Origin of the sequence: Rhizobium zaerense (assembly GCF_051810725.1) — a bacterium.
Taxonomy (GTDB): domain Bacteria; phylum Pseudomonadota; class Alphaproteobacteria; order Rhizobiales; family Rhizobiaceae; genus Rhizobium; species Rhizobium leguminosarum_I.
Genome location: NZ_JBPWQY020000003.1, coordinates 198,505 through 216,401, shown reverse-complemented (window position 1 = coordinate 216,401; position 17,897 = coordinate 198,505). Strand labels below are relative to the sequence as shown.

Below are 17,897 nucleotides of genomic sequence, written 5' to 3'. Positions count from 1 at the left end.
GGGACTACTTGGCGGCAAGCAGCTTGTCGAAGAGCGCCTTGTCGTAGTCCGAGTAGATATAGCCGTCAGCCGGGAACTTGTCGGCCCGGGCGAGGTAGCTGCCGATCGTGCTGTCGTCGATGACAGGCAGCGGCACCTTGACGAAAGGCGGAACGTCCTTGCCTTCCAGCGCCTGCACGGCGGTGTAAACGGACAGCGCGCCGAGCCAGTTGGGCTGCATGGTGGCCCAGCCCTTCAGGCCCTTCTCCTTCCAGAGTTCGAGGAACTGCCTGGCGTTTTCGCCTGTTGTCGGCACCTGGTCGCGGCCCTGACGCTCGAAGGCCAGCACCGAGCCGGCCGACAGCGCGCCGCCGAGCGACAGCACGCCGTCGATTTCGGGATTGGCGAAGAGCAGGCTGGTCATCGCTTCCTGTGCCGGGGCGACGTTATATTCCGTGTTCGTCTCGGTGATCACCTGGAGACCGGGATTGGCGTCGAGGACCGGCTGGGCGCCCTTGCGGCGGTCGTCGCTCACCGAAATGCCGGCCGGGCCGTTCATGATGATGATCTTGCCCTTGCCGCCGAGCTGGCTGACCATCCACTTGGCAGCGGTCGCGCCCCATTCGTTGGAATCGGTGTTGATCTTCGCCGTCACCTTGTCGGTGTTGACAAGGCTGTCGAAATTCACGACGGCGATGCCCTTGTCGCAGGCATCTGATATGACGCGGTCAAGCGCGTTGGAGGAACCGGCGATCACGACGATGGCATCGACATTGGCGTCGATCATCGACTGGATATGCTGGATCTGCGTCTGGGCGTTACCCTGCGCGTCCGTGATCATCAGATCCTTGACGAAGCCCGCCTTCTTCAGTTCCTCCACTTCAGCCGTGATGGTGCCTTCGGTCTGCTTCATCCAGGTCGGCACCGAGTAGATGTTTGCCCAGCCGATCGTATAGGGCGCCTTCCTGTCACCCTTGATGCAATTGGCGGCGGCCGAGGCTGTGCCGGCCGAAAAGACGAGGAGTGCCGCAGCGGCGGCAGCACCCGCGAGAAGGCGGCGGCGTAGTGAAGCGGAAATGCCGTTTTCAAGATTCTTCATGTCGATCCCCTTTTTTGTGTGCGGCAGCGTTGACGGCTTGCCATCAATGTCCAATATAATGTACATATGATCTATATACCGGACGACGCGATCTTATGCCGATTTTTCTACCTCGCAAGAGGGGTGGGGAAATTTCATTCGCGACGAATGACGGGATCGATTAACAGATGCGGCAGTCGGCTTGAAAAGCTTTGCCGGACAAAAAAGGATCGATAGCAATGGATGCAGTTCAGGACGAAGCAGCCGGTAAACGCGCCCGAGGGCTCGACCGCGCCTTCGAGATCCTCGATTTCCTGCGCCAGAAACGGCAGGCCCTGAAGCCGAATGAAATCGCCGCGCAGATCGGCGCACCGCGCTCATCGGTTTACGAGCTCGTCAACCTGCTGCTGCAGAATGGCATCCTGGAATTCACCGGCGGCGAGGGGCGTGTCTATCTCGGCCGCAAACTGTATTTCCTCGGCGCAGCCTATGAGAACCATTTCGACTTCACCCGCGAATGCGAGGCGGCGCTGGAACAGCTTGCCGACGAGACGCGGGAGACGGCGCAGTTCTGCATGCTGGATGGAAACAGATACACGGTCGTTCGCATGCGCGAAGGCGCGCGCCCCTTCCGCATTTCGACGGACGTCGGGCAGTCGGTGCCGATCCCGTGGACGGCGTCGGGCCGCCTGCTCGTCGCGCATCTGTCGGATCAGGACATCCTGAACTTCATTCCGCCGCAGGATTTTCGCCTGCCGAACGGCGAATGGCTCGAGCCGCAAACCTTCATCGCCGAGGTGCGCCAGGCCGAACGTGAAGGTCTCTTCACCTTCAACAGCATCGTCGACAGCTTCACCCATTGTTTTGCCGTACCGGTGCGGGGCGAGGAAGGCCATGCAGCCGCAACGCTCTGCCTCGTCACGCCACGCGACGATGGCATCGCCAACCGGGACCGCTACCTCGACTGCCTGAAGAAGGCCGCCGCCGGCCTCGACCATGCCCCGACTCGGCCAAAACGAGGCTGATGCCCTGAGCACATGAAGGCATTGATTTCAGCTAGCACGGACGTTCGTGCGAAAGCCGCCATTCCCTTGCATGCTCGTCAAACTGGATCCTGCTCGCTCCGGCGGTGCTGTAAGCGGGCATAAGACGCTAAGAAGACCTATTGCTATTTGTCGTCTCCGCCGGGCTCTTCGCCACGCCCGCAGATCCCATCTGCCGGTCCGCGCCCGCATACCCCCGGATAGTCGCCCTGACCGTTGATTTCCAATTTCATGCCAAACCGGGAAATCTATTCACCCTTCCTCCGAAACTACGAAATTCAGTTTCTCTATAAATTCTATGGAGAACGTATTTTAGCAACCCAACAGCCAATTGAATACTTGGCCCTGGGGAAGACCGGGCTGTTGACGGAAAACGGAGAGGACACGAAATGACACGGAAAATCAGGCTTGGGGCATTTCTTCCCGGTGGCGGACAGCATGTTGCGTCATGGCGGCATCCGGACCAGCCGGCCGACGGCGCGACCAGTTTCGAGTTTCACAAACGTCTTGCCTTGACGGCTGAGCGTGGCCTCTTCGATGCTTATTTCCTCGCCGACGGGCTGGCTGTCGGTTTTGGCGGTGCGCGCGAAGGCGGCAACGCCCGCGTGGCCGGCTTCGAACCCGTGACATTGTTCTCCGCCCTTGCGCCTTTCACCACCCATCTCGGCTTCATCGCCACGTCCTCGACCACCTACGAAGAGCCTTACACGACCGCCCGCAAATTCGCCTCGCTGGATCTGATCTCGGAGGGTCGCGCCGGCTGGAATGTCGTCACCACGACGGGCGACCTGACGGCGCAGAATTTCAACCGCGATACGCAGCTTCCGCATGCGGATCGATATCGCCGCGCCGCCGAGCACGTCGAGGTCGTCCGCAAACTCTGGGAAAGCTTCGAGGACGACGCCTTCATTCGGGATAAGCAATCCGGCGTGTTCTTCGACCCAGCGAAGCTGCACGACACCGATCACCGCGGCGAACATTTCAGCGTGCGCGGTCCCCTCAACATCTCGCGATCGCCGCAGGGGCATCCCGTCATCGTCCAGGCCGGGCAATCCGAAGATGGGCGCGGGCTCGCCGCAGCAACGGCCGAAGTCATCTTCACCGCCCATCAGCATATCGAAACCGCCCAGGAGTTCTATCGGGACATCAAGGCACGCGCCCGCGCTCTCGGCCGAAACCCCGATCATATCCTCGTCATGCCCGGCGTATCCGCTTTCGTCGGTAGGACCGAGGCGGAGGCGCGCGAGAAATACGACCGTCTGACCTCGCTCATCGTCGAAGAGGACGGGATCGGCCTCCTTAATGGCCTGACCGGCGGCACGCTCGACCTGCACGGCTATGACCTCGACGGGCCTCTTCCGCCCGCACCGCCGACGGAAGGCATGAAGAGCCGCCAAGCCCTCATCCGCCAGATCGCCGACGAAAACAACTTCACCATCCGCCAGCTCTATCAGTGGATCGCGTCGGCCCGCGGCCACTACACCATCGTCGGCACGCCCGAACAGATCGCCGATACACTGCAGAAATGGTTCGAGAACGAAGCGGCCGACGGCTTCAACATTCTGCCGCCCTGGCTGCCGACGGCGCTCGACGATTTCGTCGATCTGGTCATCCCGGAGCTGCAGCGCCGCGGCCTGTTCCGCACGGCCTATGAGGGCAAGACGCTTCGGGAAAACCTCGGCCTGCCTTTCCCGACCAATAGATGGGCTGCAGAACAAGCAGCTCTCCAGGCAGCAGAGTGAGGAGCGGTCGATGTCCTATGAAATCAACCAGGTTCTTCCGAGAAGCTTCGGCCGCCTGAAAAACAGCGAAAGCCATATTTCCACTCTCGCCTCGCAAGTGCGCGGGCTGCTCGCATCGCTTTTGCCGCGTTATGGCCTTCTCATCGGCTTCCTCGTGTTCTGGCAAGTGTCGAGCACCAGAGGCTGGGTCAATCCCGCTATCTTCCCGCCCTTGAATGTGATCCTGTCTGCTCTTTGGACCAATCTTGCCAACGGCGCGCTGCTCGATGACATCGCCATCAGTCTGCAGCGATCCGGAACCGCCTTCGCCTTTGCCGTGGTGATCGGCATTCCGCTCGGCCTGTTCATGGGCCAGGTTCGTGCAGTCGAACAGGCGCTCGATCCGATCCTGCAGCTCTTCCGCCAGACCTCGGCGCTGGCGCTCTACCCGGTCTTCATCCTGCTGCTCGGCCTCGGCGAAACATCCAAGATCTTCGTGATCTTCTGGGCCACACTGTTTCCAGTGCTGCTCGCCACGATCGGCGGCGTCAAGGAGGTGGACAAGAAGCTCATCGAGATGGCGCGGACCTATGGCGCCGGACCGCTGACCATCTTCCGCCGCGTCATCCTGCCGGCGTCGGTGCCGGCAATCTTCGTCGGCCTGCGTCTTTCGGCGACGACTGCGCTTCTGCTGCTGATTGCCGCCGAGATGATCGGCGCCAACAAGGGCATCGGCTTCCAGGTTATGAACGCACAGTACAATTTTCAGATCCCGCTGATGTTTGCGGCGATCCTTCTGCTCGCCTTCCTCGGGCTTGCCGCCAATGCCTTGCTCGTTCTCTTGCAGCGCCGTCTCTGCCGCTGGTCTCAGCCGAGCCGCTGAACTGCTTTCCCGATTTTCCTCTTCCGAAAGGCACCGCCACATGACATTCCATCCTCGCAACCTCCTCCTGCCGGCAGCGATCGCCCTCGGTCTTGCGACGCCGGCCGCAGCCACCGACACGGTGAAGCTGCGCTACCTCGCCAGCCAGGGTGGTCTTGCCGCCCATGAACTCGCCGCCGAACTCGGCTATTTCGACGGAACGGGCATCACGCTGGAAAATGTCGGCTACGCCCAGGGCGGCCCGGCCTCCCTGATCGCCCTGGCATCGGGTGATGTCGAGATCGGCAGCGCCGCAACCTCCGCCGTTTTGAATTCGATCATCGGCGGCAATGATTTCGTCGCCGCCTATCCTTCGAACGGCATCAATGACGAGGTCCAGTCGACCTTCTACGTGCTGGAAGACAGCCCGATCAAGAGTATCAAGGACATTGCCGGCAAGAGCATCGCGGTCAATACGCTCGGCGCGCATCTCGACTACACCATCCGCGAAGCCTTACATTCCGTCGGCCTGCCGGCCGACGCAGCCAATCAGCTTGTCGTTCCCGGGCCGCAGCTCGAGCAGGTATTGCGCTCCAAGCAGGTCGATATTGCCGCCTTCGGTTACTGGCAGACGACCTTCGAGGGGGCTGCACTGAAGAATGGCGGCCTGCGTCCGATTTTTGACGATACCGACGTGCTTGGCGACATCGCCGGGGGATTCGTGGTCCTGCGCCGTGATTTCGCTCGCGAGCATCCTGAAGCTGCAAAGATTTTCGTCGAGCAGTCGGCTCGCGCTCTCGACTACGCCCGCGAGCATCCGGAGGAAACCAAGAAGATCCTCGCCAAGGCGCTCAGCGAGCGTGGTGAGAACGCTGATATCGCACAGTACTTCCGAGGCTATGGGGTGCGTGCCGGCGGCCTGCCGGTCGAGCGCGACATCCAGTTCTGGATCGACGTCCTGGTTCGCGAAGGCAAGCTGAAGCAGGGCCAGCTGGCGGCTAAAGACATCCTCTTGACCACCGATGCCAGGCCGGCAAGCAACTGAGGAATGATGATGAGCATCGCTGAGGACACGCGCCGCGGGGAGGTGACGATCCGTCACCTCTCCAAATCCTACAGATTGAACGGGACACCTCTGCAGGTTCTCAGGGATATCAACCTCCACGTCCGCTCCGGCGAAAGCCTCGCCATCGTCGGTGCCAGCGGCTCGGGCAAGACGACCCTGCTCAGGGTTCTGGCAGGCCTTGAGGATTCCGACACGGGAGAGGTTCTCGTCGATGGCAAGGCGGTGCGAGGCGTCGGCGCGGAGCGCGCCGTCATCTTTCAGGAACCGCGCCTTCTGCCCTGGCTTGATGTGCTCGACAATGTCTCCTTCGGGCTGGAAACCAGCGGCCTGTCGCGTGAGCAGGCGAGGGGACGGGCGCGTCATTATGTCAAGCTCGTCGGCCTGCAGCAATTCGAGGCTGCCTATCCCCGGCAGCTGTCGGGCGGCATGGCGCAGCGCGTCGGCATCGCCCGGGCTCTGGCCGTCCAGCCCGAGATCCTGCTGCTCGACGAACCGCTCGGCGCGCTCGACGCGATGACCAAGATCGGCATGCAGCAGGAACTCGCACGGATCTGGCGCGATGAGGATGTGACGACCATCCTCGTCACCCATGATCTCGAGGAGGCGATCTATCTGGCCGACCGGATCCTGATCCTGCCACGGGAGAAGGGCGGCGAGCCGCGTCTGATCGAAATCGATCTGCCCCGGCCTCGCGACCGCAGCGCACCGGAATTCGTTCGACACCGCGAAGAGCTGCTGAACCTGTTCGGACTGCATTGAAGTCTTCAAGCGTCAGCGCGGGCGCATGGGACCTGATCCATGCGCCGCGCGGCAGTAGCAGTAGCGATGCGGAGGACGCCCGCGGGCCGCTACAGCGACTTGCTCTTCGAGCCGGCGGTAAGATAGGGCCGCCGATCCAGTTCGGCCGACCTGTAGGAACTGCGCAGCCGCAGCAAATCCTTGCGGGCGATCAGGCCGCATAATTTCCCGGACGCCGGATCGACGATCGGAATGCGTCCGTCGCCGGTGGACAGCATCAGGTCGGCGATGAATGCGACCGTATCGTCAGGATGCCCCACCGGAACGGAACCGTCCGTCACGTTTTCCGCAAGCGTCTGACTGGCGAGGTCCGGATTGCCCTGCCAGAGCAAAGCGTCGGCTCTGGATACGACGCCGGACAGCCTGCCTGCTGCGTCGACCACCGGATAGATCCGGTGCGTTTTCTGCTGCGAGGCAAAGAAGTCGCACGCCTCCCCCACCGTCATGGCGACGGGAAGCGTGTCGACATCGCTGATCATGATCTCCCTTGCGCGCGCCAGTTCGAACGGATCGACGCCATATTCGCGGGTGATGTGCTGACCGCGGCGGGCGATCTTCTCGGTGAGGATCGAGCGGCGCAGCAGAAGGACGGTGACGGCATAGGCCACCACGGTTGCGGCAAGCAGCGGAACGAGGGTGCTGACGTCGCCGGTGATTTCCATCGCAAAGAAGGTGCCCGTCAGCGGCGCACGCATGGTTCCACCCATCATCGCCGCCATTCCGAGCAGCGCCCAGAAGCCGGGGTCATTGCCCGGCATGACCAAGCCGACCAGCCATCCGAGAGCCCCGCCGAAAATCAGAAGCGGCGCGAGCACGCCACCGGAGGTGCCCGACGACAGGGCAAAGAGCCAGATGATGGTCTTCACCAGCAGGATCGACATGACCGCCGGGGCGAGCAGCCGATTGTTGAGCAAGCCATCGATGATGTCGTAGCCGACGCCCATTGCCCGCGGTTCGATCAGGCCGCCGAGACCGATGACGAGACCGCCAAGTGCCGGCCACCACATCCAGTGGATCGGCAAGGCTTCGAACAGGTCCTCGATCCGGTAGAGCAGCGTCGTCAGCAATCCCGATTGCAGGCCGGAGAAGATGCCCATCGCCGCGCAGGCGAAAATACCCCACCAGGGCAAGGCCACCTGGAAGTGGGTCGGGAACAGCGGGCCTACGCCGAACAGCAGCGGGCGCCAGCAGATCGACACGCAGGCGGCAACGGCAACGGGAATGAAGCTGCGCGGCTTCCATTCGAACAGCAGCAGTTCGACCGCCAGCATGACCGCGGCGATCGGCGAACCGAAGATGGCCGTCATGCCTGCGGCGGCGCCGGCAACGAGCAGCGTCTTCCGCTCGGCGGCACTCATGTGAAAGAATTGCGCGAAAAGCGATCCGATCGCACCGCCCGTCATGATGATCGGCCCCTCGGCGCCGAACGGGCCGCCGGTTCCGATGGAGATTGCCGACGACAGCGGCTTGAGGACCGCGACCTTCGGCGACATCCGGCTACCGCCGATCAGAATGGCCTCGATCGCCTCAGGAATGCCGTGGCCGCGGATCTTCTCCGACCCGAAACGGGCCATCAATCCGATGGCAAGTCCACCCAGTGGCGGAACCAGCACCACCCACAGCGAGCGCTGCACCGCAGCCAGAGAGGCGGGCTGGATGCCGATCTCCCCGAACCAGATGACATTCGTCACCAGCGCGATCAGGCTGACGAGACACCAGGCTGCAAACGCGCCTGACGTGCCGACAATGATGGACATGCCGACCAGGATGAGGACCCGCCTGTCGGTGGTGAAATCGCCGGCCTCGCGCCGGGAAAGACCGCCGGTGAAATCGTGCGGCCGGTTGTTTGGTGGATGCTGCGCCATGGAAGCCTCTGCTACGCCGGAATGGAAACGCTTGAGGCGGGTCAATATATCGTGATGCGATATAAATCAACGGGCGAAAGCATGAAGGCGAAAATGTTCGATGAAGATGCCTCACTTGACCGGCTGGCGACTGCCCATCTATTCGATGATGGCGGCATGGCCTGCCGATCCTGGCAGCCGTTGCGGCAGAGGAGAAGTGCTTTGAAGAAGACCGCGCCGCCGCTGAGGCAAGAGGATTACGAAGCTCTCGCCGACCTCCGATTTGCGCTTCGCCAGTTCATGGACTTCAGCGCCTCGGCCGCCCAGTCGGAGGGATTGCCCGTACAGCAGCATCAGGCCCTTTTGGCGATCAAGGGACAACGCGGCGGCGCCATGACCATCGGCATGCTGGCCGAGCGGCTGATCATCGCGCCGCATACGGCGACCGAGCTTGTCGGGCGGCTGTCGGATGCCGGATTGGTCGAACGCCATGCCGATCCGGCCGACAGGCGCCGCCAGACCATTCTCCTGACGGACAAGGCGGATGCGCTTCTGACGAGACTGAGCGCCGTCCACCTTTCGGAAATCAGGGAGATGGCCCCGAAGTTGATCGAGCTTCTGCTCGAACTCCAGAAGACGGCGTCAAACACCAAATGACAATTGCGACATAGCCGATCTCCTGACGTGCCGCTTTAATCCAAAAGCGTCTTCTTCAGGCGATGGATATGGGCAGCGCCGATGCCGCAGCAGCCGCCGATGATCGTCGCGCCGGCCTCGGCCCAGGAGCAGGCATAGCGCGAATAGGCATCGTCGTTCAGATCGTTTCGGGTCTCATGCAGGCCTTCATTGGCGGCTGCCTCGCCTGTTTCCCCTTCGAAGGCATTGGCATAGACGCCGATTTCGATGGAAGCGTCCATTGTCCTGAACACGCCCGCCGCCGTCTCCACCGCCGCCTGCATGACCTCGGGCTTGCTGCAATTGAACAGGAGGGCTTCGGCGCCCGATGAAACCGCCCAGGATGCCGCCTCCTCGACCCTTTCCTCGGAGCGAAGCTTCGGTTCGCCGCCCCTTATGGCTGCCTCGTCGTCCGCCAATGTGAACGAAATCCAGAACGGCTTGTCCGACGTCGCCACCGCCTTGCGAACAGCCTCTGCCTCGGCAATCAGGCTCAACGTCTCGCCGAGCCATATATCGACGAAGGGAGATAGGTTTTCGACAAGCACCTTGAGATAATCCTGCACCCTCGAAGGCTGAAAATTCTCAGGCTCATATGAGCCGAAGATCGGCGGCAGCGAGCCAGCGACCAGCACCTTGCGATCCGTGGCGGCATCGGCCGCTTCGCGCGCCAGGCGACCGGCGAGACGGATCAGCGCCGCGCCCTCCTTCCAGAACCGGTCCTCGCCGATGTGAAAGGGTACGAGCGCATAGCTGTTTGTCGTGATGACCTCAGAGCCGGCGGCGATGAATTCCTGATGTACTCTACGGACGATATCCGGCGCGTTGATCAGCGCCAATGCCGACCATTCCGGTTGTTTCAGTTCGGCGCCCAGCCGCAACAGTTCGCGGCTCATGCCGCCATCGAGAATTCGTGTCGTGCTCATCAAGAGGTCTCCATTCAGGCTGTCGCGCCGTCAGCGGCGCCGGGCTTTTCATAACAAAGTGGGCGGGGTGCACGTGGTTCGTGCGCCAGGGAATTCATGGGCCAGTCCTTTTCCGTCGGCCTAGCGGCGAACCGGCACCTGCGCTTCGAGCCCTCGAAAGACGCGGGCGGTCACCGCGGTCAGCGCGAGATAGAAGAGGGTGACGACCAGCAGCGGTTCATAGACGAGCAGCGTGTCCTGGCGAACCTTGTTTGCCACGGCGTAAAGATCCATCACCGTCACCGTAAAGGCGAGCGGCGTCGCCTTGAGCTGCATGACGATCTCTCCTGCAATCGTCGGCAGGGCGATGCGAATGGCGCGAGGCAACCAGATGCGGCGGGTCAGCATCCAGGGCGACAGGCCGAAGGCCCGGCCCGCTTCGAGCTCGCCCTTGGGAACGGCAAGCAGCGCGCCGCGCAACACCTCGGCCTCATAGGCTGCATAGTTCAGGGTAAAACTGACGGCGGCGAAGAAGAAGCCCTCGCGCAGGATCGGCCAGAACAGGCTCTGGCGGATGCCGGGGACCATGGGCAGCAGCGAGCCAACCCCATAATAGAGAAGCCACAGCTGTATCAGCAGTGGCGTGCCGCGAAAGAAGGTGCAGTAGCTGCGCGCCAGGAGCCGCGTCAGCCTGCCGCCGCTGACCTGCGCGAAGGCGAGGCCTATGGCGATGATGAAGCCGAACACCACGGAGATCACCAGCAGGCAAACGGTCTGCCAGGCGCCTGTCAGAAGCAGCGGCCAATAGGAAGAGATCCAGGTGAAACTCATGGGGCGCTTTCTTCAGGCAAGGCGCGGCTGTCCCCGCCGTACCCGTCCCTCGATCAGTTTGAAGACGACGTTGGAAACAAGCGTGATGGCGAGATAGAGAAGGGCCGAAGCAAGGAAAAAGACGAAGTAATGCTTGGTGCTTGCCCCGGCAAGACGGGTGGCGAGCGCCAGTTCCTGGTAGCCGACGACGGCGACCAGCGCGCTGTCCTTGGTGACCGACATCCACAGATTGGCAAGGCCCGGCAGCGCGTTTGGCAGAAGCGCCGGCAGCAGGACACGGCGGAACCTCCGCACCGGCCCCATGCCGAAGGCTTTGGCGGCCTCGATCTGGCCGACGGGAATGGCGAGGATCGCACCGCGCAGCACCTCCGTCATGTAGGCACCCTGGACGAAGCCCAGCACGGCGACGGCTGCGACAAAGCCGTTCACATTGACCGGCGGCAGCTCCAACGCGGCGAGCAGCCGGTTGAGGCCATCGGTGCCGGCATAATAGAGCCCGACGATCAGGATCAACTCGGGAACGGCGCGGATCAGCGTGGTATAGAGATCGAGCAGCAGGCGCAGCATGCGGTTACCAGAGAGCTTTCCCAGCGCGCCGCCGGTGCCAAGCAGCAAGCCGATCGCAAAAGCGCAAGCCGAGATGGCGACCGTGGAGACCGCACCTGCCAAAAGGACGCCGCCCCATCCCGGAGGATAGGGAGACAGCAGGTCCAGAATACCTTGTTGCGCAGTCGCCATCGTTCCGGCTGCTTACTTTGCGCCGTAGATGTCGAAATCGAAGTATTTCTTGTTGATAGTATCATACTGGCCACTGGCACGGACGGCAGCGATCGCCGTGTTCAGCTTGGCCTTCAGCTCAGTGTCTTCCTTGCGCAGGCCGCCCGAAACGCCAGCGCCGAGAATCTCCTTGTCGTCGGCAACGTCGCCCATCTTGGCGCAGCAATCCTTGCCGCCATCGCTTTTGAGGAAAGCATCAAGCGCCAGTGAATCGCCGAAGACATAGTCGATACGGCCGGAGGCGAGGTCCTGAAACGCCTCATCGAGCGTCTGGTAGGTCTTTTCCTCGGCAGCGGCGGCGAAATACTTCTTGTAATATTCCGACTGGATCGTCGACACCTGGATGCCGATGGTCTTGCCTTTCACGTCCTCGGCAGTGGCGCCCGGCTTCTGGTCCTTGGGGCCGATCAAGGTGCTCGGCGTGTTATAATATTTGTCGGTGAAGTCGATCACCTTCGAGCGTTCCGCGGTGTTCGACATCGACGACCAGATCACGTCGAACTTCTTGCTCTGAAGAGCCGGAATGAGACCATCCCAGGAAATTTCGACGATCGAGCATTTCTCCTTCATCTCCTCGCACACAGCGTTCATCAGGTCGATCTCCCATCCCTGCCATTGGCCGGAGGCGTCCTTGGCGAAGAAGGGCGGATAGGATTCGTTCATGACACCGAAGCGGACTTCGGCCTGTGCGGTGACGGCGGAAAGCACGAGTGCCGCGCCGGCAAAAAGCGTGGGGAGCAGTTTCATTCGCAGGATTCTCCTGGTTTGTGTTGTCGATGATGCGCATCAGTGGGCGCTGAGGCCGGTGAACTCCCGGCAGCGGGCGCTGACCGGCGCCCCGAATATCTGCTCCGGCGGGCCTTCTTCCTCGATCCGTCCCTGATGGAGGAACAGGACACGGCTGGATACATCGCGGGCGAAGCGCATTTCATGCGTGACGATCAGCATGGTCCGGCCTTCTTCCGCGAGATCGCGGATGACCTTCAGGACCTCGCCGACCAGCTCCGGATCGAGCGCCGATGTCGGTTCGTCGAACAGCATGACAGCAGGGTCGACGCAGAGGGCTCTCGCAATCGCCGCGCGTTGCTGCTGGCCGCCGGAGAGGAAAGCGGGGTAGGCGTCGCGTTTATCGAAGAGCCCGACCTTGTGGAGCAGGGCCTCCGCCTTTTCGATGGCCTCGCGCCGTGAAATGCCCATGACGTGCACCGGCGCCTCGATGACGTTTTCCAGCACCGTCCGATGAGCCCAGAGATTGAAACTCTGGAAGACCATCCCCAGTCCGGTCCGTATCCGTTCGATCTGCCGCCAACTGCGCGGCTGCAGCCGGCCGCCCCGCCCCATCTTCAGCGCGATCTCCTCGCCGTTCACCGCGATGCGGCCGCGATCCGGCGTTTCCAGGAAATTGATGCATCTGAGAAAAGTGCTCTTGCCGGAGCCCGACGAGCCGATGATAGAAATCACATCGGACTTCTCGGCCTGCGTCGAGATACCCTTGAGAACCTGTTGCGAGCCGAAGCTTTTATGGAGATCTTCGACGCGAAGAGCAGGAAAGGGTTGATCTGGCATGCATGGTTCCGGCTGAGTTGAGCTTGCGAAGGATAATGATGAATTAACGCGGTTTTTTCCCGCAGTTTTCATCTATTCTGCATATTTTAGGCAAAATAATCTTCTTCATGCGGCAAGTACGGCAGAATGCGCGAATTGCTGCGGCGAGAACTAGGATTTGACAATGGAACAGCTCGATCGTTTTGACCGTGACATTCTCGATATCGTTCAGCGCGACTGCCAGCTGAAAGCCGAAACGATTGCCGAACGGATCGGACTGTCGGTGTCGGCCGTGCAGAGGCGGTTGAAGCGGCTGCGCGAGGAAGGGATCATCAAGGCGGAGGTCGCCGTCGTCGACCGCAAGGCGACGGGCACAGCGATGGTGTTCATCGTCGGGATGGAGATCGAGCGGGACAATTACGACGCGCTGGCGAAGTTCCGCCTCTGGGCGGAAAAGCAGGATCATATTCAGCAGGTCTATTATGTCACCGGTGCGGTCGATCTGATCGCGATCGTCACCGCCCGCGACGTCGAGCATTATGACGATATCGCCGCCCTGATCATGGCTGACAATCCGCAGATCCGCCGCATGCACACGAATGTCGTGCTGCGGGACGTCAAGCTCGGCCTGTTCGTGCCGCTGGACTAGCGCGGAGGCGATGCCCCGCCGGCATTGCTTCCCGCGCGACAGATGGGCAGCGACAAGCCGCTGGACTCGCATTTGACAAAGGGCATAATTCCCGGCGCAAATTCTCGGGAGGAATGATCGTTGACGTTACGACACCAGATCATCGCATTGGCGATCGTTCCGCTCGTCATTTCGATCCTTGCGATCACCACCTTCATCACCTGGCAATCGGCAAACCTTGCCAAGAACAGCATCGACACGTTCGAGCAGAACATGCTGAAGACCAAGGAAGCCGAGATCCTCAATCTGACCAACCTTGCCCTGTCCGCCATCCAGACGATCTATGACAATGCCGGTGCCGACAACGAAGCCGCCAAGCAACAGGTGGCGGCGATCCTGACTTCGCTCGACTACGGCAAGGACGGATATTTCTTCGTCTACGATTACGACGGCAACAACATCGTCCATCCGCGCCAGAGCTTCCGACATGGGCACAATTGGCTCGACCTCACCGATCCGGATGGCGACAAGGTCATTGCCGAGCTGATCGCCACGGCAAGAGCAGGCGGGGGCCTGCATCAGTACAAATGGCAGAAACCATCGACCGGACAGATCGCCGACAAGCTCTCCTTCGTTGTCAGCCTCGACAAATGGCACTGGGTCGTCGGCACCGGCGTTTATCTGGATGACGTCTTTGCCCAAAGTGCCACCGCCAACGCGGTTATGCGCGCCAACATAAAACGGACCTTTGTCATCGTCGCGCTGATCGCCGTGCCTTCGGTGCTTGTCGTTTTCACCACCTGCATGCTGCTGACGTTCCATGAGCGCCGCATGGCCGACAGCCGGCTCAAGCAGCTGACACAGCGGGTCATCGATACGCAGGAAGAAGAGCGCGCGCGGCTTGCCCGCGAGTTGCACGACGGCATTTCCCAAAATCTCGTCGGCGTGCGTTATGCGATGGACCTTGCCGGCCGCAAGGTCAGGACCAATGTCGACGATGCGGCTGTCACCATCGACCGCGGTGTCGAGGCGCTGAACGGCGCCATCAAGGAAATCAGGCGGCTGTCGCACGATCTGCGCCCGCGTGTGCTCGACGACCTCGGCCTGACGGCGGCGCTGGAGGCACTCTGCTATCATTTTGCCGAGCGGACGGGGATCGAGACGAAGATCGACGCTTCGAACTTCACCGACACGCTGAAGGCCGAAGCCAATACCGCACTTTATCGTGTCGCCCAGGAAGCGTTCAACAATGTCGAACGCCACTCGGGCGCCTCCAAGCTTGCGGTCAAGCTCTGGAGCGACGGCGGTCGGGCTCGCATGACGATCACCGACAACGGTACCGGCTTCGACGGCATTAAAGACGGGGTCTCCGGCAGATCAGGTCTCGGCCTGCGCAATATGCAGGAGCGGATGGCCCACTTCCGCGGCCTGCTGTTAATCAACAGTAGCGAGGCCGGCACGACGCTGACGGCGATGCTGCCGAAATCGGCCAATCTCCCCGCCGGCAAGCAGGCAGAAGCCGCATGACGGAACGCCCGAAAATCAGGGTGCTCTTGATCGACAACCATCCGCTGGTGCTGGATGGGTTGAAGGCCGTGCTCGAAACATTCGACCATATCGAAGTCGCCGGCACGGCGGGGCTCGCGCAAGCGGGGCTGGAGATCGGCCGGCAAGTTCTGCCGCAGGTCGTGCTGATGGACATCAACATGCCGAAGCTGAGCGGCATCGATGCGATCGAATTGTTCAGGAACGAACTTCCCCAGGCGCGGGTGGTGATGCTCTCCATGCATGACAGCCGCGAGTATATTTCCTCTTCGGTCATGCACGGCGCTGCCGGTTACATCCTGAAGGACGTTTCGACCGACGAGATCGTCTCGGCCATCGAGACCGTGGCGGGCGGGGGGACATATTTCTCCTCCGGCGTCTTCGACGCGCTGATGGGCGAACGCGCGGAGGAGGGAACCGATCCCCTGACGCCGCGCGAACGCGACATTCTCGGGCTGATCGTTGCCGGCAGAAGCAACAAGGAGATCGCCGAAACGCTCGGGATCACCTCCGCCACCGCGGAAACCCATCGCAAGAACCTCAAGAAGAAGCTCGGTATCGCCACTACAGCGGGCCTCATCCGCTATGCGCTCGATCACGGCATCGTCTCGAAAGTCGGATAAATTGCATCTACCCACTTCTGGGTAGGCCCCGGCATTTCAGCGCCGCCTCGATCTTGCGAGCTTAAAACCGGCGCCATAGGACTCCATCCACGGCTGGCCAAGTGCGAGCCGTTGGGAGGAATTCACATGCGTTATATCAGCTTCCGATCGGTCGGAAAACCTCGAGCGACCCAAGCTGGGCCTGCTGCGGCCGCCGGCTGACAGACCTGCCTTCCACGCCGACAACTGGAACATGGCGACCGCCGCCCGCGGCGCCTGAAAGGTATTCCGACATGGAAAAACCACGTAGCAAGGCAGCGCTCTGGCTGCTTGTCATTCCCTACATAGGTCTGCTCTGGCCGCCATTTTACAATGTCCGCGAGCCGTCTCTTTTCGGCTTTCCCTTCTTCTATTGGTATCAGCTTCTCTGGGTGCCGATCACCGCGACGTTGACCTGGATCGCCTATCGGAGCACCCGCCATGACGACTGACATCAACGGCACGGCGCTTGCCGTCTTCATCTTCTTTTTCGTTTTGGTCACGGTCATGGGCTTCGTCGCCAGCCGTTGGCGTAAGCCCGAGACACTGGCCCATATCGATGAATGGGGTCTCGGCGGACGCAACTTCGGCACCTGGATCACCTGGTTCCTCGTCGGCGGCGATTTCTATACCGCCTACACCGTGATCGCCGTCCCGGCGCTGGTCTATACCGTGGGAGCCTACGGCTTCTTTGCGCTGCCCTACACCATCGTCGTTTATCCCTTCGTCTTCATGGTCATGCCTGTGCTGTGGAAACGCGCCAAGGATTTCGGCTATGTGACGGCTGGCGACGTCGTCCACGGTCAATACGGATCGCGCGGTCTCGAACTCGCCGTCGCGGCAACAGGCGTCATCGCCACCATGCCCTATATCGCCCTCCAGCTCGTCGGCATGACGGCGGTGCTGAAGGCGCTCGGGCTGCATGGCGAGTTGCCGCTGGCGATCGCCTTTATCGTGCTGGCGCTCTACACCTACTCCGCCGGCCTGCGCGCGCCGGCGCTGATCGCCTTCGTCAAGGATATTATGATCTATATCGTCGTGATCGCGGCCGTCGCACTGATCCCATCGAAACTCGGCGGTTACGCCAACGTCTTTGCCTCGGCCGATGCGGCTTTCCAGGCCAAGGGTTCCGGCAACCTGCTGCTCGGTGGCAACCAGTATGTCGCCTATGCCACGCTCGCCTTGGGTTCGGCGCTCGCGGCCTTCATGTATCCGCATACGCTGACCGGCATCTTTGCCTCCAACAGCGGCAAGACGATCCGTAAGAATGCGATCATGCTGCCCGCCTATACGCTGCTGCTCGGCCTTCTGGCGCTGCTCGGCTATATGGGGCATGCCGCCAACCTGAAGCTCGACAGCGCCAATGACGTCGTTCCGACGCTGTTCAAGACGCTGTTTTCGGGCTGGTTCTCCGGCTTCGCCTTTGCGGCGATCGCCATCGGCGCACTGGTGCCGGCAGCGGTAATGAGCATCGGCGCCGCCAATCTCTTCACCCGCAATTTCTGGAAAGCCTATGTCGATCCTGACGTCAGCGATGCGGGCGAGGCGAAGGTTGCAAAGATCACCTCGCTCGTCGTGAAGATCGGTGCGCTTCTCGTCATCATCTTCCTGCCGACGCAATTCGCACTCGACCTGCAGCTGCTCGGCGGCATCTGGATCCTGCAGACGCTTCCGGCCCTGGTCTTCGGCCTCTATACCAACTGGTTCCGTGCACCCGGCCTGCTTGCCGGCTGGTTCGTCGGCTTCTGCGGCGGTACTTTCCTCGTCTGGGATGCCGGCTGGAAGCCTCTGCATCTGATTAGCCTCGGAGGCGAACCCTTCACCGTCTATACCGGACTGCTGGCGCTTGCAGCCAACATCGCCGTTGCGGTTGTTGTCAGTGCCCTGCTTCCGGTCAAGACTCCGGCTCGGGCATAAGATTCAAATGCGAAGGGCAGCAAACGCTGCCCTTCGCAAAAT

At 61.5% G+C, this 17,897-nt stretch carries 18 protein-coding genes; 11 read left to right on the top strand and 7 right to left on the bottom strand.

The annotated features are described in order from the left end of the window. Positions 1–4: 4 nt before the first annotated feature. Positions 5–1,078: an ABC transporter substrate-binding protein gene (locus ACS4RR_RS27410; RefSeq protein WP_260112041.1), complete on the bottom strand. Its 1,074-nt coding sequence runs from the start codon at positions 1,076–1,078 to the stop codon at positions 5–7. Between the two features lie 218 nt (positions 1,079–1,296). Here ACS4RR_RS27410 and ACS4RR_RS27405 point away from each other — a divergent pair, with 218 nt between their 5' ends. The 5 genes from ACS4RR_RS27405 (at position 1,297) to ACS4RR_RS27385 (ending at position 6,508) form a co-directional block, all read left to right on the top strand. Then, complete coding sequence (locus tag ACS4RR_RS27405) at positions 1,297–2,082, top strand: IclR family transcriptional regulator (protein ID WP_012760654.1); 786 nt, start codon at positions 1,297–1,299, stop codon at positions 2,080–2,082. A gap of 407 nt (positions 2,083–2,489) precedes the next feature. Beyond that, positions 2,490–3,842, top strand: a complete 1,353-nt coding sequence (locus ACS4RR_RS27400; protein ID WP_260112040.1) for an LLM class flavin-dependent oxidoreductase — start codon at positions 2,490–2,492, stop codon at positions 3,840–3,842. Positions 3,843–3,852: 10 nt separating this feature from the next. Beyond that, the gene (locus ACS4RR_RS27395; protein WP_456190395.1) at positions 3,853–4,704 is read left to right on the top strand and encodes an ABC transporter permease; all 852 of its coding nucleotides are present in this window, start codon (positions 3,853–3,855) and stop codon (positions 4,702–4,704) included. A 40-nt stretch (positions 4,705–4,744) separates the two neighbouring features. Further along, positions 4,745–5,728 (top strand): ABC transporter substrate-binding protein, encoded by a 984-nt coding sequence (locus ACS4RR_RS27390; protein WP_260112038.1) that lies wholly within the window; start codon positions 4,745–4,747, stop codon positions 5,726–5,728. Positions 5,729–5,737: 9 nt separating this feature from the next. After that, on the top strand, positions 5,738–6,508 hold the full coding sequence (locus tag ACS4RR_RS27385; protein ID WP_407752449.1) for an ABC transporter ATP-binding protein: 771 nt from the start codon (positions 5,738–5,740) through the stop codon (positions 6,506–6,508). Positions 6,509–6,597: 89 nt separating this feature from the next. Here the strand turns inward: ACS4RR_RS27385 and ACS4RR_RS27380 are convergent, their stop codons facing one another. Continuing rightward, entirely contained in the window at positions 6,598–8,412 is a 1,815-nt protein-coding gene (locus ACS4RR_RS27380; protein ID WP_456190394.1) for a chloride channel protein, read from the bottom strand. 201 nt (positions 8,413–8,613) lie between these two features. Here ACS4RR_RS27380 and ACS4RR_RS27375 point away from each other — a divergent pair, with 201 nt between their 5' ends. Further along, complete coding sequence (locus ACS4RR_RS27375; RefSeq protein ID WP_260112177.1) at positions 8,614–9,048, top strand: MarR family winged helix-turn-helix transcriptional regulator; 435 nt, start codon at positions 8,614–8,616, stop codon at positions 9,046–9,048. A 35-nt stretch (positions 9,049–9,083) separates the two neighbouring features. Here ACS4RR_RS27375 and ACS4RR_RS27370 read toward each other — a convergent pair whose 3' ends face one another. The 5 genes from ACS4RR_RS27370 to ACS4RR_RS27350 form a co-directional block, all read right to left on the bottom strand. After that, the gene (locus ACS4RR_RS27370) at positions 9,084–9,992 is read right to left on the bottom strand and encodes a homocysteine S-methyltransferase family protein (RefSeq protein ID WP_260112036.1); all 909 of its coding nucleotides are present in this window, start codon (positions 9,990–9,992) and stop codon (positions 9,084–9,086) included. A gap of 120 nt (positions 9,993–10,112) precedes the next feature. Then, complete coding sequence (locus ACS4RR_RS27365; RefSeq protein ID WP_260112035.1) at positions 10,113–10,802, bottom strand: ABC transporter permease; 690 nt, start codon at positions 10,800–10,802, stop codon at positions 10,113–10,115. Positions 10,803–10,814: 12 nt separating this feature from the next. After that, positions 10,815–11,540 (bottom strand): ABC transporter permease, encoded by a 726-nt coding sequence (locus tag ACS4RR_RS27360; RefSeq protein ID WP_162117611.1) that lies wholly within the window; start codon positions 11,538–11,540, stop codon positions 10,815–10,817. Positions 11,541–11,552: 12 nt separating this feature from the next. Beyond that, the gene (locus tag ACS4RR_RS27355; RefSeq protein WP_018070682.1) at positions 11,553–12,326 is read right to left on the bottom strand and encodes a transporter substrate-binding domain-containing protein; all 774 of its coding nucleotides are present in this window, start codon (positions 12,324–12,326) and stop codon (positions 11,553–11,555) included. A 39-nt stretch (positions 12,327–12,365) separates the two neighbouring features. Next, positions 12,366–13,145 (bottom strand): ABC transporter ATP-binding protein, encoded by a 780-nt coding sequence (locus tag ACS4RR_RS27350; RefSeq protein ID WP_017968692.1) that lies wholly within the window; start codon positions 13,143–13,145, stop codon positions 12,366–12,368. A 163-nt stretch (positions 13,146–13,308) separates the two neighbouring features. Between ACS4RR_RS27350 and ACS4RR_RS27345 the strand changes: the two genes are divergently transcribed. From ACS4RR_RS27345 to mctP, 5 genes are all read left to right on the top strand, one after another. Continuing rightward, on the top strand, positions 13,309–13,773 hold the full coding sequence (locus ACS4RR_RS27345; RefSeq protein WP_003555489.1) for an Lrp/AsnC family transcriptional regulator: 465 nt from the start codon (positions 13,309–13,311) through the stop codon (positions 13,771–13,773). Positions 13,774–13,893: 120 nt separating this feature from the next. Then, complete coding sequence (gene mctS / locus ACS4RR_RS27340; RefSeq protein WP_260112034.1) at positions 13,894–15,279, top strand: two-component system sensor histidine kinase MctS; 1,386 nt, start codon at positions 13,894–13,896, stop codon at positions 15,277–15,279. Then, positions 15,276–15,920 (top strand): two-component system response regulator MctR, encoded by a 645-nt coding sequence (gene mctR, locus ACS4RR_RS27335; protein ID WP_017968690.1) that lies wholly within the window; start codon positions 15,276–15,278, stop codon positions 15,918–15,920. The genes mctS and mctR overlap by 4 nt, the downstream gene beginning before the upstream one ends. A gap of 272 nt (positions 15,921–16,192) precedes the next feature. After that, complete coding sequence (locus tag ACS4RR_RS27330) at positions 16,193–16,390, top strand: DUF3311 domain-containing protein (RefSeq protein ID WP_130689074.1); 198 nt, start codon at positions 16,193–16,195, stop codon at positions 16,388–16,390. Continuing rightward, on the top strand, positions 16,380–17,855 hold the full coding sequence (mctP, locus tag ACS4RR_RS27325; RefSeq protein ID WP_260112033.1) for a monocarboxylate uptake permease MctP: 1,476 nt from the start codon (positions 16,380–16,382) through the stop codon (positions 17,853–17,855). Before ACS4RR_RS27330 ends, mctP begins: the two co-directional genes overlap by 11 nt. Positions 17,856–17,897: the final 42 nt, after the last annotated feature.